The sequence below is a fragment of the Burkholderia sp. YIM B11467 genome, from assembly GCF_052952715.1.
The window spans coordinates 106,055-123,488 of the sequence record NZ_JBQVSQ010000005.1; the positions used below are offsets into that span (position 1 = coordinate 106,055).

Consider the following 17,434-nt stretch of genomic DNA (forward strand, 5'->3'; position numbering starts at 1 on the left):
CGATGAACCAGCGACGATGGAAACGGATGATGGCGGTGACGGCGCTCGGCACGGCATGCATGCTCGGCCGGCCGGCGTTGCCGGCGGATGCGCTGCGGCCGGACGTGGCGAAACCGCTGGCGGCGGCGCAGGAGCTGTACCGGGCGCACAAGTATCGCGATGCACTCGGCAAGATCGCCCAGGCCGCGGCCGTGCCCAACCGGACACCGTACGAAACGTACATGGTGGAAGAGATGCGCGGCGCCGCGGCGATGGCGGCAGGCGACTCCGGCACGGCCGCGCAGGCCTACGAGACCGTGCTGAACTCGGGGCGGCTGTCGGGCGAGGACGAGCAGCGGACGACGGCGGCGCTGGCCGGCATCTACTTCCAGCAAAAGAACTACCCGCTGGCGATCCGGACCGCGCAGCGCTACCTGAAGGCGGGGGGAACGGATCCGGAAATGCGCACGCTGCTCACGCAGTCGTATTACCTGTCGAACGATTGCGCACCGGTCGTGAGCCAGTTGAAGGCGAGCACGGACGCGCAGGCGAATGGCGGACACGCGCCGGATGAAGGGCAGTTGCAGATGCTCGCGACCTGCGCACAGAAAGTGAAGGACGGCAACGCGTACCGCGGTGCGCTCGGGCTGCTGGTGGCCTATCACCCGAGCCCCGCGTACTGGGACGAAATGGTCACGGCCATTCGCGGCAACCCCGGGTATCTGTCGTCGCTCGACCTCGACATCTACCGGTTGCGCCGTGCGACAGGATCGCTCGCGACGGCCGACGCCTACATGGAGATGACGCAGCTCGCGCTGGTGGCGGGACAGCCCGCCGAAGGCAAGCAGGTGATCGACCAGGGGTTCGCGGCCGGCGTACTCGGCAAGGACGCGCAGGCGGACCGCGAGAAGCGGCTGCAGACGCTCGCCGCCAAGCGCGCGCAACCGGGCGCGGATGCCGCGACGCCGGTGGCGCCGCTCGATGCGGGGATGAACCTCGTCTTTGCGGGCCATGCGCAGCAGGGCTTGCCGATGATGGAGCAGGCGATCGCGAAGGGCGGGCTCGAGCATCCCGATGCGGCGCGACTGCGGCTCGGCGAGGCGTACTACGTGGCCGGCCAGAAAACGCGCGCGGTGCAGGTGCTGCGCACGGTCAAGGGGGCCGACGGTTCCGGTGACCTGGCCAAGCTCTGGACGGCAGTGGCATCCCGGTAACGCAACGGAACGGCGCGACGGCGCGCAATGCAGGCGCGGTCGGCAGGCGGCATGCCGCCGCTGTAATGCAAGTGCTAGACGGTCAGGTCCGACGAGGAAAAGGGGTAGCCTTGTTAGTTAGTAAACCGAATGAAATGTGCGAAGGCCGCATGACCGTGCCGAGCCGGAATCGCGCTGCGCCGCGTGCCGCCTTCGTGCGACAGCAGCGTGTAGCCGGGTGTCACGCCCGGCCGGTCGCGTCATCGCTTCGGTCAAGGATCGCCGACATCAAACCGATTTCGACTGCGAGGTTCCGTCTCTCCATGCCTTTGCCCCCTGATGAGTCGGTGCTCGTCGCCGTGTCGCTCGGCAACAAGATCCGGGCGCTGCGCCAGCGCCTGAAGCTCACGCTCGACGAAACGGCGACCATCGCCGGCATTTCGAAGCCGTTCCTGTCGCAGGTCGAGCGCGGGCGGGCAACGCCGTCGATCACGTCGCTGGTCCGGATCGCGAAGGCGCTCGGCGTGACGATGCAGTATTTCATCGACACGCCGACGGAAGCGCGCTCGGTGTGCCGCGGCAACGCACTGAAGTATTTCCAGTTCGCGAATTCGGCCAGCCTGTTCGCCCGGCTGACGAACCTGGTGGACGGCCGCAAGCTCGACGCAATTCTCGTGCGGGTGCCGGTGGGGCAGTCGCCGTCGGAGGTGACGACGCATGCGGGCGAGGAGTTCGTCTACGTGATGCGCGGGCAGGTCGCGCTGACGCTCGAGGATTGCACGTTCACGCTGAACGAGGGCGATACCGCGCATTACGAATCGACGATGCCGCATGCATGGCACAACACGGCGGACGAGGAGGCAGTGATCGTCTGGGTCGGCACGCCGAGGCTGTTCTAGCGGCGCGGTGCGCCGCGATGAAGAAGAAGTACCCGATCGACAGCGGATCGCACGTGGTGCGGCGCGAGAACCGTGTCGTCGTCCGCGGGAATTTCCGTTGATCGAATCGGGAGGCAGTATGCAATGCGCTCAATGCAGGTAGTTAGTATGACGAATCAAAATCAAAAAAGACGGTGGTGCTGAATGGCGCGGGTGCCCCGAGGCCGATCCGTTCGAGTCATCGCAGTCGGAAGGGTGGCAATCGCGGGTTCCGGTACACGGGCGCCCAGGACGTGCAAGGAATCCACAAGATTCCGGCGCGCAGCAGGTGGGGTCTTACTACGAGCGAGAGGGAACAAGATGAAGCAAAGAGTTTTGGCGTTGGCCATCAAGAGGATAGTCTGGGCGGAACTGGCGCTGACGGCCGTACTGGTGCCGCCGGCGTTCGCCCAGAGCCAGCCGGCGCCGGGCGCCGTCGCGGTCGCGGATGCGGTCGCGACCGGCGCGCCCGTGACCGTCGCGCAGGCGGGCGGCACGTCGGGCGCCGCCGCTGCGACGGGTGCCGCGGCGCCCGACGCGGCGTCCGGTGCGGCAGCGGAGGCCACGCCCGCGACATCCGGTGCGAACGGGCAGGGCAAGGTCGCGCAGATCAAGCGGTTCGAAGTGACGGGCTCGCTGATCCGGCAGGCCGACAAGACCGGTTTCCAGCAGGTGCAGACGATCACGCCGAAGGAAATCCAGGCCAGCGGCGCGGTGACCGTCACCGACTTCCTGCGCGATGCGGCAGCCAACTCGGCGAACAGCTGGGGCGAGGGGCAGTCGGGCAACTTCGCGGCCGGCGCCGCCGGCATCGCGCTGCGCGGCCTGTCCGAGAAATATACGCTCGTGATGATCGACGGCCAGCGCGTGGCGCCGTACGCGTTCTTCTCGAACAGCGTCGATTCGTTCTTCGACCTCAATACGATCCCGCTCAACGATATCGAGCGCATCGAAATCGTGAAGACGGGCGCCGTGTCGCAATACGGCTCGGACGCGATCGGCGGGGTCGTCAACATCATCACGAAGCACGATTTCCGCGGCCTGCAGCTCGACGGCAGCCTCGGTAGCGCGATCAACGCCGGCAATGGCGACGGGACGATAAAGTTCGGCGTGCTCGGCGGCTTCGGCGATCTGAACGCCGACCGCTTCAACGTGACGGCGGCGCTCAGCTACTACAAGTCGAACGGCTTCACGCTCGCCGACCGCGATTCGACCCGCAACCAGGACTTCACGGGCAAACCGGGCGGCTTCTCGCTGCTCGCGCCGTCCTACTGGAACATGCCCGGCGGCGTCGCGCAGGCGTTGAGCGGCGGCTGTCCGTTCGGCGGCTCGGTGCATCCGGCCGTGTCGAATTCGCTGTCGGCCGGGTCGCCGGGCACGGTCTGCGCGTACAACACCGCTGAAAGCACGTCGATCCTGCCGATGACCGAGCGCCTGAACGCGAAGATCCATGCGGACTTCAAGATCGACGACAAGACGACCGCGTTCGCGGATTTCCTCGAGAGCTACAACACGACCACGACCAACGACGGCCTGTGGAACAACGTGATCGGCAACCCGCAGAACCCGGCGCTCGTGTGGAATCCGCAAACGAAGCTGCTGTCGCCGTTCAACACGGTCGTGCCGATCAGCAATCCGTACAACACGACGGGCGCGGCCACGCCGCTCACCTATGCGTTCCCGAACACGGTCGCGCAGAAGACCTGGGCCAACTACTGGCGCGCGGCCGCCGGCATCAAGGGATCGTTCACGCTGCCGTACGGCGACTGGGACTGGGCGACGTCGGTCAGCCATTCGCAGAGCACGGTGTCGAACGTGTTCACGAACCAGCTGAACGTCAACGCGCTGAACAACATCTACCAGAACGGCACGCTGAATTTCGCGAATCCGGCGGCGACGCCGAACGGATTCAACGGGCTGTACCAGGAAGCGAACAACCTCGGCATCTCGAAGCTCGACACGATCGACGCGACGCTGTCGACGCCGAACCTGTTCCATCTGCCGACCGGTGACGTCGGTATCGGCTTCGGCGCGCAGTTCACGCACCAGAGCGAAGTGCTGACGCCGGGCTCGGAATACCTGAGCGGGGCCGTCGTCACGCCGGACCTGGAGACGGTGAACGGCCAGCGCAACGTCGCGGCCGTCTACTATCAGATCAACGTGCCGATCCTCGAGAACCTGACGTTCAGCCAGGCAGGCCGTTACGACCACTACACGGACGTGGGCGGCGCCTTCTCGCCGCGCTTTGCGTTGCGCTACCAGCCGATCAAGGCCCTCACGCTGTATACGTCGTACAACCGCGGCTTCCGCGCGCCGACCTTCGTCGAGGACAGCAAGTCGCAGACGCTCGGCATCCAGGTCGACCCGGCCACCGGCCAGAACTATACGTCGATCACCGTCGGCAACCCGAACCTCGCGCCGGAACGCACGCGCAACTTCAACATCGGCTTCCAGGTGTCGCCGAGCCGCTACACGGATCTCGGTTTCGACTGGTACAAGATCCGCATCGACAACGTGATCGGCCAGGGCACGCCGTCGCAGGTCGTGACCGATCCGACGACGGGCCAGTTGCTGTACAAGGTGATTCCGTACCAGAACCTCGGCTACCTCGACACGAACGGCTTCGAAGGCACGTTCCGCCAGGGCCTGCCGCTCAAGGGCTGGGGCACGGTCACGCTGTCGGGTGACTGGGCGTACATCAACAGCTACAAGATCGGTTTCCCGGGCGGCACGCCGGTGAACGGCGCGGGCAACAACTTCACGATCACGCAGCCGTTCGGCGGCAGCTTCCCGCGCTGGCGCGGCAACACGACGCTGGACTGGAACTACCGCAAGTTCGATGCGGCGCTGACGTGGGAGTTCACGGGCCCGTACGCGCAGAATCTGCTGCCGGCGCCCGCGCCGTCAAAAGTCGGTTCGTACAGCCAGTTCAACCTGATGATGACGTACACGGGCTTCAAGAACTGGACGATCTACGGCGGCATCAACAACATCTTCAACCGCACGCCGCCGTACGACCCGATCTTCGCGAACGGCACGCTGGACCAGAGCGGCTATGACACGTCGGTGTATTCGTACATCGGCCGGTTTGCGCAGATCGGCGCGACGTACAAGTTCTGATGGCGATTGCGATGCACTGACAGGCTTTAGACCGGCCGCTCCGCGTCCACCCCCCCCCTTTATGGAGCGGCCTTTTTTCGCCTGGCGCCAAGACGGCGCGGCTTGCAGGATCTTCTACAGCACGAACACCCAGCGGGACGCGGCGGGCACGCGGCGTCCGGCACAGGCTTCGACCGCGCGCGGGCGTCACGCCCGCACGCTTCCGGACAGACTGACCATGACACTGTTGAAATGGCGATGGACACGTGAGCCGCGCCGCGCGCGCCCGACGCGCACGCATGCGCGGATGCGCAACGGCACGCGTGCCGCGCTGCTCGCCTGCGCGGCGCTGTTCGTGTCGGGCGGCGCCATGCCACGGGCCGCGCTCGCGGTGTCGGCGATCTCGCAATACGACCAGCCGAAGTATCGGCCGGATTTCACGCATTTCGACTATGCGGATGTGGATTCACCGAACACCGGCACGCTCAATTTCGAAAACTACGACGAGCGGCAAAGCTACGATTCGCTGAATCCGTTCCTCGTGCGCGGCTCGCCCGCGCCGGACATCAAGAACCTGATGTTCGACACGCTGATGCAGCGCAGCTGGGACGAACTCGCGTCCGAATACGCGTTGATCGCCGACGACGTCGAGATCGCGCCCGACGGGACGTCCGCGACGTTCCACATCAACCCGGCCGCGCGCTTCTCGAACGGCGACGCGATCACCGCGGCCGACGTCAAGTATTCGTTCGACACGCTGACGAGCCCGCAGGCATCGCCGATCTACAACGCGCAATTTTCGATCATCAAGCGCGCGGTGGTGGTCGACAGCCATACGGTCCGTTTCGAATTCAAGCACGCGGAGCGCGACGCGGCGCTGATCGCGGGCGACCTGCCGGTGTTCTCGCCGAAATGGGGGCAACGCGCGGACGGCACGCGGCCGCCGTTCGACCAGATCGCGAACACACCGCCGATCGCGAGCGGCGCGTACCTGATCGAACAGCGCAAGAACGACAAGCAGATCCGCTACGTGCGCAACCCGCACTACTGGGCCGCGAACCTGCCGTCGCGGCGCGGCATGTTCCGCTTCTCCCGCGTGTCGTTCAAGCTGTACCTGGACGAGTACACGTCGCTCGAAGCGTTCAAGGCCGGCGATATCGACGCGCGGATGGAATACAGCTCGACGCAATGGGCGCGCAAGTACGTCGGCAAGAATTTTCGCAACGGCCTGCTGAAGAAGGGCGAATTCCCGGACGGCCCCGCGCAGATGCAGGGGTTCCTGATCAACATGCGCAAGCCGATGTTCCAGGACGTGCGCGTGCGGCGTGCGCTCGCGCTGGCGTTCGACTTCGACTGGATGAGCCGGATGATGTTCTACGGGCAATATCGCCGCACCAGCAGCTTCTGGGAAGCGAGCCCGTTCGCGGCGTCCGGCATGCCGAGCGCGAAGGAGCTCGCGCTGCTCGAACCGTACCGGTCGACGCTGCCGCCCGAGGTGTTCGGCCCGATGGTCAGCCAGCCGTCGACGCTGCCGCCCGGTTCGCTGCGCGCGAACCTGAAGGAAGCGCGCGACCTGCTTGCACAGGCCGGCTGGCACTATCGCGACGACGCGCTGCGCGACGCGAACGGCACGCCGATGACGATCGAGATCATCGACGACCAGCCCGGCATGGACCGCCTGATCCTGCCGTACACGCAGGCGCTCGCGACGCTCGGCATCCACGCGTACCTGCACGAGATCGACAGCGCCCTCTACCTGAAGCGGCTCGACAATTTCGAGTACGACATGACGACGTACATCTACCTGCCCGTGACGATCCCGGGCGCGGAGCTGACACGCCGTTTCGGCAGCGCGGCCGCGTCGGAGCCGGGCTCCGAGAATTATCCGGGCGTGAAGTCGAAGGCGGTCGATGCGCTGATCCGCGCGGCGCTCGCGGCCAACACGCTCGACGATCTCGAAACGGCCACGCACGCGCTCGACCGCGTGCTGATCAACCTGTACGCACTGATCCCGCAGTACTACCTGCCGAACGCACGGATCGGGTACAAGGCGACGCTCGGCCATCCGGCGGTCGTGCCGGACTCCTATCTGTACGAGGACTGGATCATCGACTACTGGTACGTGAAAAAGCCGGCGGCGCAACCCGCTCCGGCGGCCTGACGGGGAGCAACGATGCTGGCATACATAGTGAGGCGGCTGCTGCTGATGATCCCGACGCTGCTCGGGGTGGTGACGATCACGTTCGCGGTCACGCAGTTCGTGCCGGGCGGCCCGGTGGAGCAGGTGCTCGCGCAGTTGCGCCACGGCAGCGCACGCGGGGGCGAGGCGGGCGGAGGCGGGGGCGGCTACCACGGCAGCCAGGGTGTCGATCCGCAGCAGATCGAGCAGATCCGCAAGCAGTTCGGTTTCGACAAGCCGCCGCTTGAACGCTACGTGCTGATGCTGAAAAGCTATGCGACGTTCGACCTCGGCCAGTCCTACTTCGCGCACCGCAGCGTGTGGGCCGTGATCCGCTCGAAGCTGCCGGTGTCGATCACGCTCGGGCTGTGGACGGTGATCCTCACGTATCTCGTGTCGGTGCCGCTCGGCATCGCGAAGGCGGTGCGCAACGGCTCGCGCTTCGACACTGTGACGAGTGTGCTGGTGCTGACCGGCTACGCGGTGCCGGGTTTCGTGCTCGGCGTGCTGCTCTTGATGCTGTTCGGCGGCGGCACGTTCTGGCAGGTGTTTCCGATGCGCGGGCTCACGTCGGACAACTTCGACGACCTGACGCTGATCGGCAAGACGCTCGACTATCTGTGGCACATCGTGATGCCGGTGACGGCGGCGGTGATCGGCAATTTCGCGATCGTCACGATCCTGACGAAGAACACGTTCCTCGAGGAAATCGGCCGGCAGTACGTGCTGACCGCGCGTGCGAAGGGGGCGCCGGAGCGCGACGTGCTGTGGAAACACGTGTTGCGCAATGCGGCGATCCCGCTGCTCACCGGGCTGCCGGCGGCGTTCGTCGGCGCGTTCCTGAACGGCAACCTGCTGATCGAGACGCTGTTCTCGCTCGACGGGATGGGGCAACTGTCGTACGACTCGGTGATCCGCCGCGACTATCCGGTCGTGCTCGGCTCGCTGTTCCTGTTCACCCTGATCGGTCTGCTGACCAAGCTCATCGCGGATATCTGCTATGTCGTCGTCGACCCCCGTATCCAGTTCAGCCGTCTGGACCACTGATTCCCCGTGCGCGTGCGCGCCGTCGCCGTCGCCGTGGCGGCGCACGTGGCAGCGCTTTCGCGCGCAGCCGCTTGGTTATGCGAGCCTCGTGATCTTCGCGGCGCTGTTCGCGCTCAGCCTGTGTGCCGACGTGCTGTCGAACGACCGGCCGCTGCTCGTGCGCTACGACGGGCACTATTATTTTCCGATCGCGAAGGACTATCCGGAAACCGAGTTCGGCGGCGACTTTCCCGCGAAGACGAACTACCTCGATCCGTACATCCGCGCGAAGCTCGAGTCGCACGGCAATTTCGCGATCTATCCGCCGAACCGCTACCGCTACGACACGATCGACTACTTCGCGTCGCGGCCGTATCCGGCGCCGCCGTCGGCGAGCAACTGGCTCGGCACCGACCAGTTCGGGCGCGACGTGCTCGCGCGGCTGCTGTACGGGTTCCGGCTGTCGGTGCTGATGGCGTTCGCGCTGACCGTGTCGGGGGTGCTGGTCGGCGTGCTGACCGGCGCGCTGCAGGGCTTCTACGGCGGCCGTACGGACCTGTTCGGGCAGCGCCTGATCGAGATCTGGAGCGCGCTGCCCGACCTGTACCTGCTGATCATCTTCGCGTCGCTGTTCACGCCGTCGCTGTGGCTGCTGTTCATCCTGCTGTCGATGTTCGGCTGGCTCGTGCTGTCCGATTACGTACGCGCCGAATTCCTGCGCAACCGCACGCTCGATTACGTCAAAGCGGCACACACGATGGGGCTGACGAATGCGCAGATCATGTGGCGCCACGTACTGCCGAACAGCCTCACGCCGGTGATCACATTCCTGCCGTTCCGGATGAGCGCCGCGATCCTGTCGCTGACGAGCCTCGATTTCCTGGGGCTCGGCGTGCAGCCGCCGACGCCGAGCCTCGGCGAGTTGCTGCAGGAGGGGAAGAACTACCTCGACGCATGGTGGATCTCGGTCTCCGCGTTCGCGGTGCTGGTGGTGACGCTGCTGCTGCTGACCTTCATGGGCGACGCGCTGCGCAATGCGCTCGACACCCGTGCGCGCGGCTCGGCGTTCGGCGGGGGGCGATGATGACGAACGCGTTGCTGCAGATCGACGGGTTTTCCGCGCGCTTCGGCGCGAAGGCTGCGGTGCAGGACCTGAGCCTGTCGGTCGGTCGCGGCGAGCGCGTGGCGCTCGTCGGCGAATCGGGCTCGGGCAAGAGCGTGACGGCGCTGTCGATCCTGCGGCTCGCGCAGCAGGCGACGCTGTCGGGACGGATGCTGTTCGACGGCGAGGATCTGCTCGCGAAGACCGAACAGCAGATGCGCGGCATTCGCGGTGCCGACATCGCGATGGTGTTCCAGGAACCGATGACCGCGCTGAATCCGCTGTATACGATCGGCAAGCAGATCGCCGAGAGCCTGCGGTTGCACGAGGGGTTGCGCCCGGGCGACGCGCGAGAGCGGGGAATCGCGTTGCTGCGGCGCACCGGTATCCCCGAGCCGGAGCGTCGTATCGACAGCTTTCCGCACCAGTTGTCGGGCGGGCAGCGCCAGCGCGCGATGATCGCGATGGCGCTCGCGTGTCGGCCGCGCTTGTTGCTCGCGGACGAGCCGACGACGGCGCTCGACGTGACGGTGCGCCAGCAGATCGTCGATCTGCTGATCGAATTGCAGGAGCAGGAGGCCGCCGCGCGCGGGATGGCCGTGCTGCTGATCACGCACGACCTGAATCTTGTGCGGCGCTTCGCGCAGCGCGTGGCCGTGATGGAGCAGGGCGTGCTGGTGGAGACGAACACGACCGGTGCGCTGTTCGCCGCGCCGCAGCACGTGTACACGCGCCGGCTGCTCGACAGCGCACCGCAGCGGGACGTCGAGCCGGTCGCCGCCGGCGCGCAGACGATCCTCGACGTGCGGGATCTCGCCGTCGACTACCGCATCGCGGCGAAGGGCTGGCGCGGTGTGCTCGGCAAGACGACGTTCCGGGCCGTGCACGACGTGAAGCTGAACCTGAGGCGCGGCGAAACGCTCGGGATCGTCGGCGAGTCGGGGTCGGGGAAATCGACACTGGCGGCGACGGTGCTCGGCCTGCAGCGGCCGGCGGCCGGCTCGATTGCGATCGACGGCATGCCGCTCGACACGCTGCGCACGACGGGTGGCCGGCGCGCGCTGTACGGCAGGATGCAGGTCGTGTTCCAGGACCCGTTCGGCTCGCTGTCGCCGCGGATGACGGTCGAGCAGATCGTCGGCGAGGGGCTCGCGGTGCACCGTCCGCAGGTGGCCGGGGCCGCGCGTCGTGCGCGCGTCGCCGCGCTGCTGCAGGAGGTCGGGTTGCCGGCCGAATCGATGCTGCGCTATCCGCACGAATTCTCCGGTGGCCAGCGGCAGCGGATCGCGATCGCGCGCGCGCTGGCGGTGGAGCCGGAACTGCTGGTGCTGGACGAGCCGACGAGCGCGCTCGACGTGTCGATCCAGAAGCAGGTGCTGAATCTGCTGACGAATCTGCAAAAGAAGTACAAACTGAGCTACCTGTTCATCACGCACGATCTCGCGGTGATGCGTGCGATGGCCCACCGGGTCGTCGTGATGAAAGCGGGGCGCGTGGTCGAGGAGGGCGATACGCTCGACGTGCTGCATGCGCCCACCCATCCGTATACCCGCGCGCTGCTGGCGTCGTCGATGCTGGCGCCGGAGCGCGGCCCGCAAGAGAGAACCGATGATTGACGTGAACCGGGCGAAGCGCGCCCAGGTCGCCCGCGCGCGGCGCGGCGGTGCCGATTTCGTTGCTGTTGCCCAAGCCGTCCGGCGGTCCCGCGCCGGAACGCCGGCGGTTCGCTGACGCGTGCCCATGCCGTCGTTTTTCATCGATCGTCCCGTCTTTGCGTGGATCGTCGCGCTCGCGATCGTCGTCGCGGGCGTGCTCGCGATTCCGCAGCTTCCGATCGCGCAGTATCCGCGCCTCGCCCCGCCGCGGGTCGTGATCACCGCCGCGTATCCGGGCGCGTCGACCGAGACGGTCGACGGCGACGTCGGCAGCATCATCGAGGAAAGCCTCGACGGTGCCGACGGGCTCCTGTACTACGAGACGAGCAGCGACGGTCACGGCAACCTCGAGATCGACGTGACGTTTTCGCCCGGCACCGATCCGGACATCGCGCTCGTCGACGTGAACAACCGGCTGAAGCAGGTCGAGTCGCGGTTGCCGCAGCAGGTCGTCCAGCAGGGGATCGGCGTGTTCAAGGCGGCAAACACGCTCCTGATGCTCGTCACGCTGACGTCGACCGACGGCACGCGCGATTCCGCGCAGCTCGGCGATTACCTGAACCGCTACGTGCTGCGCGAATTGAAGCGCGCGCCGGGCGTCGGCGCAGCCGAACTGTGGGACGCCGACGAGGCGCTGCGGGTCTGGCTCGATCCGCACAAGCTGCGCGAATACGGGGTCGGCGCCGACGACGTGATCGCGGCGATCGGTACGCAGAACGCGACGGTGACGGCCGGCGCGATCGGCGATGCGCCGTTCCCGGGCGGCCAGCAGCTCACCGCGTCGATCGTCGTCAAGGGGCAGCTCGCATCGCCGGACGAGTTCGAGCGGATCGTGCTGAAGTCGAAGACGGACGGTTCGGCGGTGCGCGTCGCCGACGTCGCGCGGGTCGAAATCGGCCGCGACGACTACTCGTTCTATTCGCGGCTGAATGGCCGGCCGGCGGCGACCGTCGGCATCCAGCTCGGCCCGCGCGGCAACGCGCTCGAAACGTCGAACGCGATTCGTGCGCGGCTCGCCGAGTTGTCGAGGACGTTGCCGCCGGGCGTCGCGATCGAGATTCCGTTCGACGGCGCGCATTTCGTGAAGATCGCGATTCGCGAAGTCGTGCTGACGCTCATCGAGGCGGTCGTGCTGGTGTTCTGCGTGATGTGGCTGTTCCTGCGCGACCTGCGCTACACGCTGGTGCCGACCGTCGTGATTCCCGTCACGCTGATGGGTGCGTTCGTCGCGATGTGGGCGTTCGGGCTGTCGATCAACGTGTTCACGATGTTCGGCCTCGTGCTGGCGATCGGCATCCTCGTCGACGATGCGATCGTCGTCGTCGAGAGCGTGCACCGGGTGATGGAGGAGGGCGTGTCGCCGCGCGACGCGACGCGCCGCGCGATGAAGCGGATCGGCGGGGCGATCGTCGGCGTGACCGCGGTGCTGACCGCCGTGTTCGTGCCGATGGCGTTCTTTCCGGGCACCGTCGGCGGCATCTACCGGCAGTTCGCGGTGGCGATGATCGCGTCGATGCTGGTGTCGTCGTTCATGGCGCTGTCGCTCACGCCCGCGCTGTGCGCGAACCTGCTGAAGCCGGTCGCGCGACACGACGGCGCAACCGGCCGTGCGCGGCGACGCGGGATCGGCGCGCGCCTGGCCGACCGGTTCGGTGCGGCGTTCACGCGCGCCGAAACCGGTTATCGCCGCGTCGCGGTGTTCGCCGTGCGCCGCACCGGCATGGTCGTGGCGGTCTACGTGGCGCTCGTGATCGTCTGCGGGCTGCTGTACTGGATGATGCCGGGCGGCTTCCTGCCGACCGAGGACCAGGGGCAACTGCAGGTGATGATCCAGTTGCCGGCCGGTGCCACGCAGGCGCGCACGCTCGCGGTCGTCGAGCGTGTCGAGGCGGTGCTGCATGCGGAGCCGGCGATCGCGAACGTGACGAGCGTGATCGGCTGGAGTTTCGCGGGCAGCGGGCAGAACGTCGGGATGGCGTTCGTGGAGCTGAAGGACTGGGCGAAGCGCGACTCCGACGCGATGGCGTTGCGCGACCGGCTCAACCAGCGTTTCGGTGCGATCCTCGACGGCGACGTCGAAGCGTCGCTGCCGCCGTCGGTGCGCGGTATCGGGCATTCCGACGGATTCACGTTCCGGCTCGAGGATCGGGGCGGTGTCGGGCTCGATGCGTTGAAGGCAGCTCGCGAGCAGCTTTCCGAACGCGCGAAGGCCGATCCGTTGCTCGCCGCCGTGCATTTCGAAGACCTGCCGGACGCGCCGCGTATCGAGCTCGACGTCGATCGCGCGAAGGCGTATGCGCTCGGCGTACCGTTCGAGCGGATCGCGGGGCTGCTGGGCGGCACGTTCGGCTCGAACTACATCAACGATTTTCCGGCGTCGGGGCGGATGCGGCGGGTGATCATCGAGGCCGACCCGACCGCACGCGCGACCGATGTGCAGCTGATGGCGTTGACGGTGCCGAACCGTACCGGCGACATGGTGCCGCTGTCGGCGATTGCCGCGCCGCACTGGACGATCGGCCCGGTGATGCTGAATCGCTACAACGGTTATCCGTCGCTTGACATCAGCGGCCGGCCGGCGACCGGCACGAGTTCGGGCGCGGCGATGGCGGAGATGGAGCGGCTTGCCGGCGCGTTGCCGGCCGGGATCGGTTTCGACTGGGTCGACGCGGCGCGCGAGGAGCAGGTTGCCGCGCGGCAAACGCCGCTGCTCGTCGGGCTGTCCGTGCTCGCGGTGTTCATGGCGCTGGCCGCGCTGTATGAAAGCTGGACGATTCCGCTGTCCGTGCTGACGATCGTGCCGCTCGGCATGATCGGCGCGATTGCGGCGGCGCTCGCGCGCGACATGCCGAACGACGTGTATTTCAAGGTCGGGATGATCACCGTGGTCGGATTGGCGGCGAAGAACGCGATCCTGATCGTGCAGTACGCGCGCGATCTGGCCGGGCGCGGCGTGCCGCTGCGGCAGGCGGTGATCGACGCGGCTGCCGCGCGGTTCCGGCCGATCGTGATGACGTCGATGGCGTTTTTGCTCGGGGTCGTGCCGCTCGTGCTGGCGACGGGCGCGGGTGCGGAAAGCCGGCGGTCGATCGGGACCGGCGCGTTCGGGGGCGTGCTCGCCGCGACGATGTTCGGGCTCGTGTTCGCGCCGGTGGCGTTTCGGGTGGTGGCGTCCGTCGGCCGGCGTGGCAAGCATGTTGCGACGACGCGGCGGGAGGCGCGGCGGGCGGAAACGGTTGGGGATCTGGAGATTGATTGACGGTCGCGGAGGGTTGTTGGCGACGGAATCAGGGGTTGGGAGACGTGAATATCGTATTTGACATAATCAACATTATCGACAGTTTGCGTGTAAGAGCAAAGTTGTAATGTCGCGTTTTGGGCCCCGAGAATGCAGTGATTCGCACCCGTGATCGGGCCCATCGGTAGCCGCGTGTTATTCGTCGGTAATCCGACTGGCGACATCGGCCGCGCCACCCTTGACTCTCAACGCATGCTCGGCGCCGAAGAAGATCTGGGTTTCGTCCGACTGGGCTTCGCGCACGAAAGTTACGCGTTCGGGATTGACGTAGACGGCATTGCCATTCACGTCTTCAAAGTGCACAAACTTGGTTGCCATAGGTCTTTCGCTGTCGTTATGTGATTGGCAACGAGAGTCGCTGCCGGGCGAAAAACACTATCAGAGGAGGTGCGATTTCACAATCGGGAATCCGGTTTTGCCGGATTGGCTGCGCTCAAGCAGCCCAGGCCGCCGGACTCGAACCGACTCGAGCGTGTCTGGCACCGCCCAACCCGGATTCGAAGTCCAGCCGCACTAGTGTGGATCGGGGCCGTTGACGGAGACATGCAGCCATGTCTGTCAGCTTTCGAGTCCGAATGCCCCCTCCTCGCCTCGATCAAATCGCCACTTCAGGCGGCGCCTGACGAAACAGGCGCGTAATCCAGCACAGATACACCAGCCCGAGCGCGAACCACACGACGCCGAGCACGAGCGCAGTTTTCTCGAGGCTGACGAGCAGCCAGATATCGGACACCGCGCCGATCACCGGAAACACGATGCCGCCGAACACGCCGATCCTGCGGTCGCCGTGATTGCCCGACAGGTACAGCCGAATCACGCACAGATTGACGGCCGTAAAGGCGAGGAACGCGCCGAAATTGATGAACGACGTCGACGTGGCGACATCCAGCTTCAGCGCGATCAATCCGACGACGCCGGCAAGCGCGATGTTGATCGCCGGTGTCTTGAAGCGCGGATGAATGAAACCGAAGATGCGCTTCGGCAGGATTTCGTCGCGGCCCATCGCATAGAGCAGCCGGCCGACGCTCGCCTGAGCCGAGATGCCCGACGCGAACTGCGCGAGGATCAGGCCCGCGAGGAACACAGTCACGAACAGATCGCCACCGATCATCTTCGCGACTTCGAACGCGGCCGAATCCGTATCCTTGAACTCGACGCCAGGGTGTGCGAGCTGCATCGTGTACGCCGCGATCACGAAGATCGCACCACCGATCAGCGCAATCAGCAGGATCGCGCGCGGCATGTTCTTCTTCGGATCGATCGTCTCTTCGGTCAGCGTCGAGACGGCGTCGAAACCGAGATACGAATACGCGGCGATCGCGGCACCGGCCATCGTCGCGCCGAACGGCACGTGCGGCTTGAAGAACGGCTCGGCCATCGCGATACCGCCCGCGCCTGCCGCCGCCGACGCGTAGTGCCAGCACAGCACGACGAACATCGCGACGATCGCCAGTTGCACGACCATCAGCACGATATTGAAGCGCGCGGCCAGTTCGATGCCGACGATGTTCAGGCCGCTCGTCAACACGATGAACGCAACGATCCAGATCCAGGTCGGCACATGCGGAAATGCCGCGTTCAGATACGCGGCGCCGATTAACCAGATCACCATCGGCAGGAAGAAATAGTCGAGCAGCGTCGCCCAGCCGATCATGAAACCTACATGCGGGTTGAAGGTCTTGCGCGTGTACGTATAGGCGGAGCCTGCGGCGGGATAGAGCCGCGCGAGCTTGCCGTAGCTGAGCGCGGTGAACGCGATCGCGATCAGCGCGAGCAGATACGCAAGCGCGGCCGTGTCGTCGCTGGCCTTGGCGAGCACGCCGTAGGTGCCGTAGACGATCAGCGGAGCCATATAGGCGAGGCCGAACAGCAGCACGGACGGCAGTCCGAGCGTGCGCTTCAGGCGCACGGGTTCATGGGATGACGACGCTTGCATGTTATCTCCTGGGCCCGCGGGGGCCGATACGAATGCCTTGGTGCCACCCGGCCGGCATTTCAATGGAATGGGCGGGCATGCGCGAGGCGTGGCGCCCGCGCGATGCCGTAGAGGGACTGCGAATCCGGATTACTCGGTGTGGTGACGGCGCGCGTCGATCATGAGCGCGCGATGCCCGTTCGACTGTTCGACAGGCGCGAGACCGAGCGCGACGCGTGCGTCGTGCAGATAGCTGTAGTGTTCGCGGCTCGCTTCGAGACGCGTCAGATCGAGGTTCGCCTGCACGACCGCCTCGTCCCGGCCCAGCTCGACGGTGGTGTCGCCGAACGGATCGACGAGCGCGGACAGGCCGGCGAACGTCAGGTTGTCGTCGCCGGAACCGCAGCGGTTCACCATCAGCGCGAACATCTGGTTCTCCATCGCGCGTGCCGCGATCGCGCGGCGATGCACGGGGCCGAACGGGTCCATGTTGCCGTTGGTGACGATCAGCAGATCGGCGTCGAGCGCACCGACGGCGCGCGCCGTTTCCGGGAATTCGATGTCGTAGCAGATCAGCAGGCCCACCGTCAGGCCGTTCCAGATGCAGGTCGCGAAGCGGTCACCCGGCGTGAAGACGCCGACATCCGACGCCCACAGATGCGTCTTGCGATACCGCAGCACGATGTCGCCCTGCTCGTCGACGAGCACCGTGGTGTTGTAGAACTGTCCGCCGTCGCGTTCCGCGAGGCCGACCGCGACGGCGACGCCCTTCTGCCGTGCGGCGTCGCGTACCGCCGACAACGCGGGACCGTCGAGCGTCTGCGCGATATCGGCGACGTTTTCCCGGGTCGGGAACCCCGACAGCGTCGTTTCGGGGAACACGATCAGCTTCGTGCCGCCTGCCAAGTCGACGCGCTCGATCGTCTCGATCACCTTGCGCGTGTTGTGCGCGACGTCGCCGTCGATCAACGCGAGTTGCGCGAGTGCTACCTGCATGAAGCCGTCTCCTTCCAATAACCTTTCATCGGTGTGTCGCAGTCGTTGGCACGTCCCGTACGACGCTTCGGCAAG

General features: G+C 66.2%; 11 protein-coding genes. 8 read left to right on the forward strand and 3 right to left on the reverse strand.

Going from position 1 to position 17,434, the window contains the following annotated elements; genetic code table 11:
• Positions 1–2: 2 nt before the first annotated feature.
• From ACTRWB_RS18685 to ACTRWB_RS18720, 8 genes are all read left to right on the forward strand, one after another.
• The gene (locus ACTRWB_RS18685) at positions 3–1,193 is read left to right on the forward strand and encodes a tetratricopeptide repeat protein (RefSeq protein WP_446902827.1); all 1,191 of its coding nucleotides are present in this window, start codon (positions 3–5) and stop codon (positions 1,191–1,193) included.
• A 302-nt stretch (positions 1,194–1,495) separates the two neighbouring features.
• Positions 1,496–2,071, forward strand: a complete 576-nt coding sequence (locus tag ACTRWB_RS18690; RefSeq protein WP_419683825.1) for a helix-turn-helix domain-containing protein — start codon at positions 1,496–1,498, stop codon at positions 2,069–2,071.
• 339 nt (positions 2,072–2,410) lie between these two features.
• Positions 2,411–5,209: a TonB-dependent receptor gene (locus tag ACTRWB_RS18695; protein WP_446902828.1), complete on the forward strand. Its 2,799-nt coding sequence runs from the start codon at positions 2,411–2,413 to the stop codon at positions 5,207–5,209.
• Positions 5,210–5,426: 217 nt separating this feature from the next.
• A complete protein-coding gene (locus tag ACTRWB_RS18700) occupies positions 5,427–7,349 on the forward strand; it encodes an extracellular solute-binding protein (protein ID WP_446902829.1) in 1,923 nt (640 codons plus the stop codon).
• Between the two features lie 12 nt (positions 7,350–7,361).
• Positions 7,362–8,414 carry a microcin C ABC transporter permease YejB gene (locus ACTRWB_RS18705; RefSeq protein WP_048250978.1) on the forward strand — a complete coding sequence of 351 codons (1,053 nt, stop codon included), beginning with the start codon at positions 7,362–7,364 and terminating at the stop codon, positions 8,412–8,414.
• Positions 8,368–9,477, forward strand: a complete 1,110-nt coding sequence (locus tag ACTRWB_RS18710; RefSeq protein ID WP_446902830.1) for an ABC transporter permease — start codon at positions 8,368–8,370, stop codon at positions 9,475–9,477. Before ACTRWB_RS18705 ends, ACTRWB_RS18710 begins: the two co-directional genes overlap by 47 nt.
• Positions 9,477–11,111, forward strand: a complete 1,635-nt coding sequence (locus ACTRWB_RS18715; protein WP_446903112.1) for an ABC transporter ATP-binding protein — start codon at positions 9,477–9,479, stop codon at positions 11,109–11,111. Before ACTRWB_RS18710 ends, ACTRWB_RS18715 begins: the two co-directional genes overlap by 1 nt.
• A gap of 124 nt (positions 11,112–11,235) precedes the next feature.
• The gene (locus ACTRWB_RS18720) at positions 11,236–14,409 is read left to right on the forward strand and encodes a multidrug efflux RND transporter permease subunit (RefSeq protein ID WP_446902831.1); all 3,174 of its coding nucleotides are present in this window, start codon (positions 11,236–11,238) and stop codon (positions 14,407–14,409) included.
• A 174-nt stretch (positions 14,410–14,583) separates the two neighbouring features.
• On the opposite strand, the gene ACTRWB_RS18725 is transcribed toward ACTRWB_RS18720, so the two are convergent.
• The 3 genes from ACTRWB_RS18725 to ACTRWB_RS18735 form a co-directional block, all read right to left on the reverse strand.
• Positions 14,584–14,766, reverse strand: a complete 183-nt coding sequence (locus ACTRWB_RS18725) for a hypothetical protein (protein WP_129514631.1) — start codon at positions 14,764–14,766, stop codon at positions 14,584–14,586.
• Positions 14,767–15,043: 277 nt separating this feature from the next.
• Positions 15,044–16,384: an APC family permease gene (locus ACTRWB_RS18730; protein ID WP_129514630.1), complete on the reverse strand. Its 1,341-nt coding sequence runs from the start codon at positions 16,382–16,384 to the stop codon at positions 15,044–15,046.
• A gap of 129 nt (positions 16,385–16,513) precedes the next feature.
• Positions 16,514–17,359 carry a carbon-nitrogen hydrolase family protein gene (locus ACTRWB_RS18735; protein ID WP_446902832.1) on the reverse strand — a complete coding sequence of 282 codons (846 nt, stop codon included), beginning with the start codon at positions 17,357–17,359 and terminating at the stop codon, positions 16,514–16,516.
• Positions 17,360–17,434 lie beyond the last annotated feature (75 nt).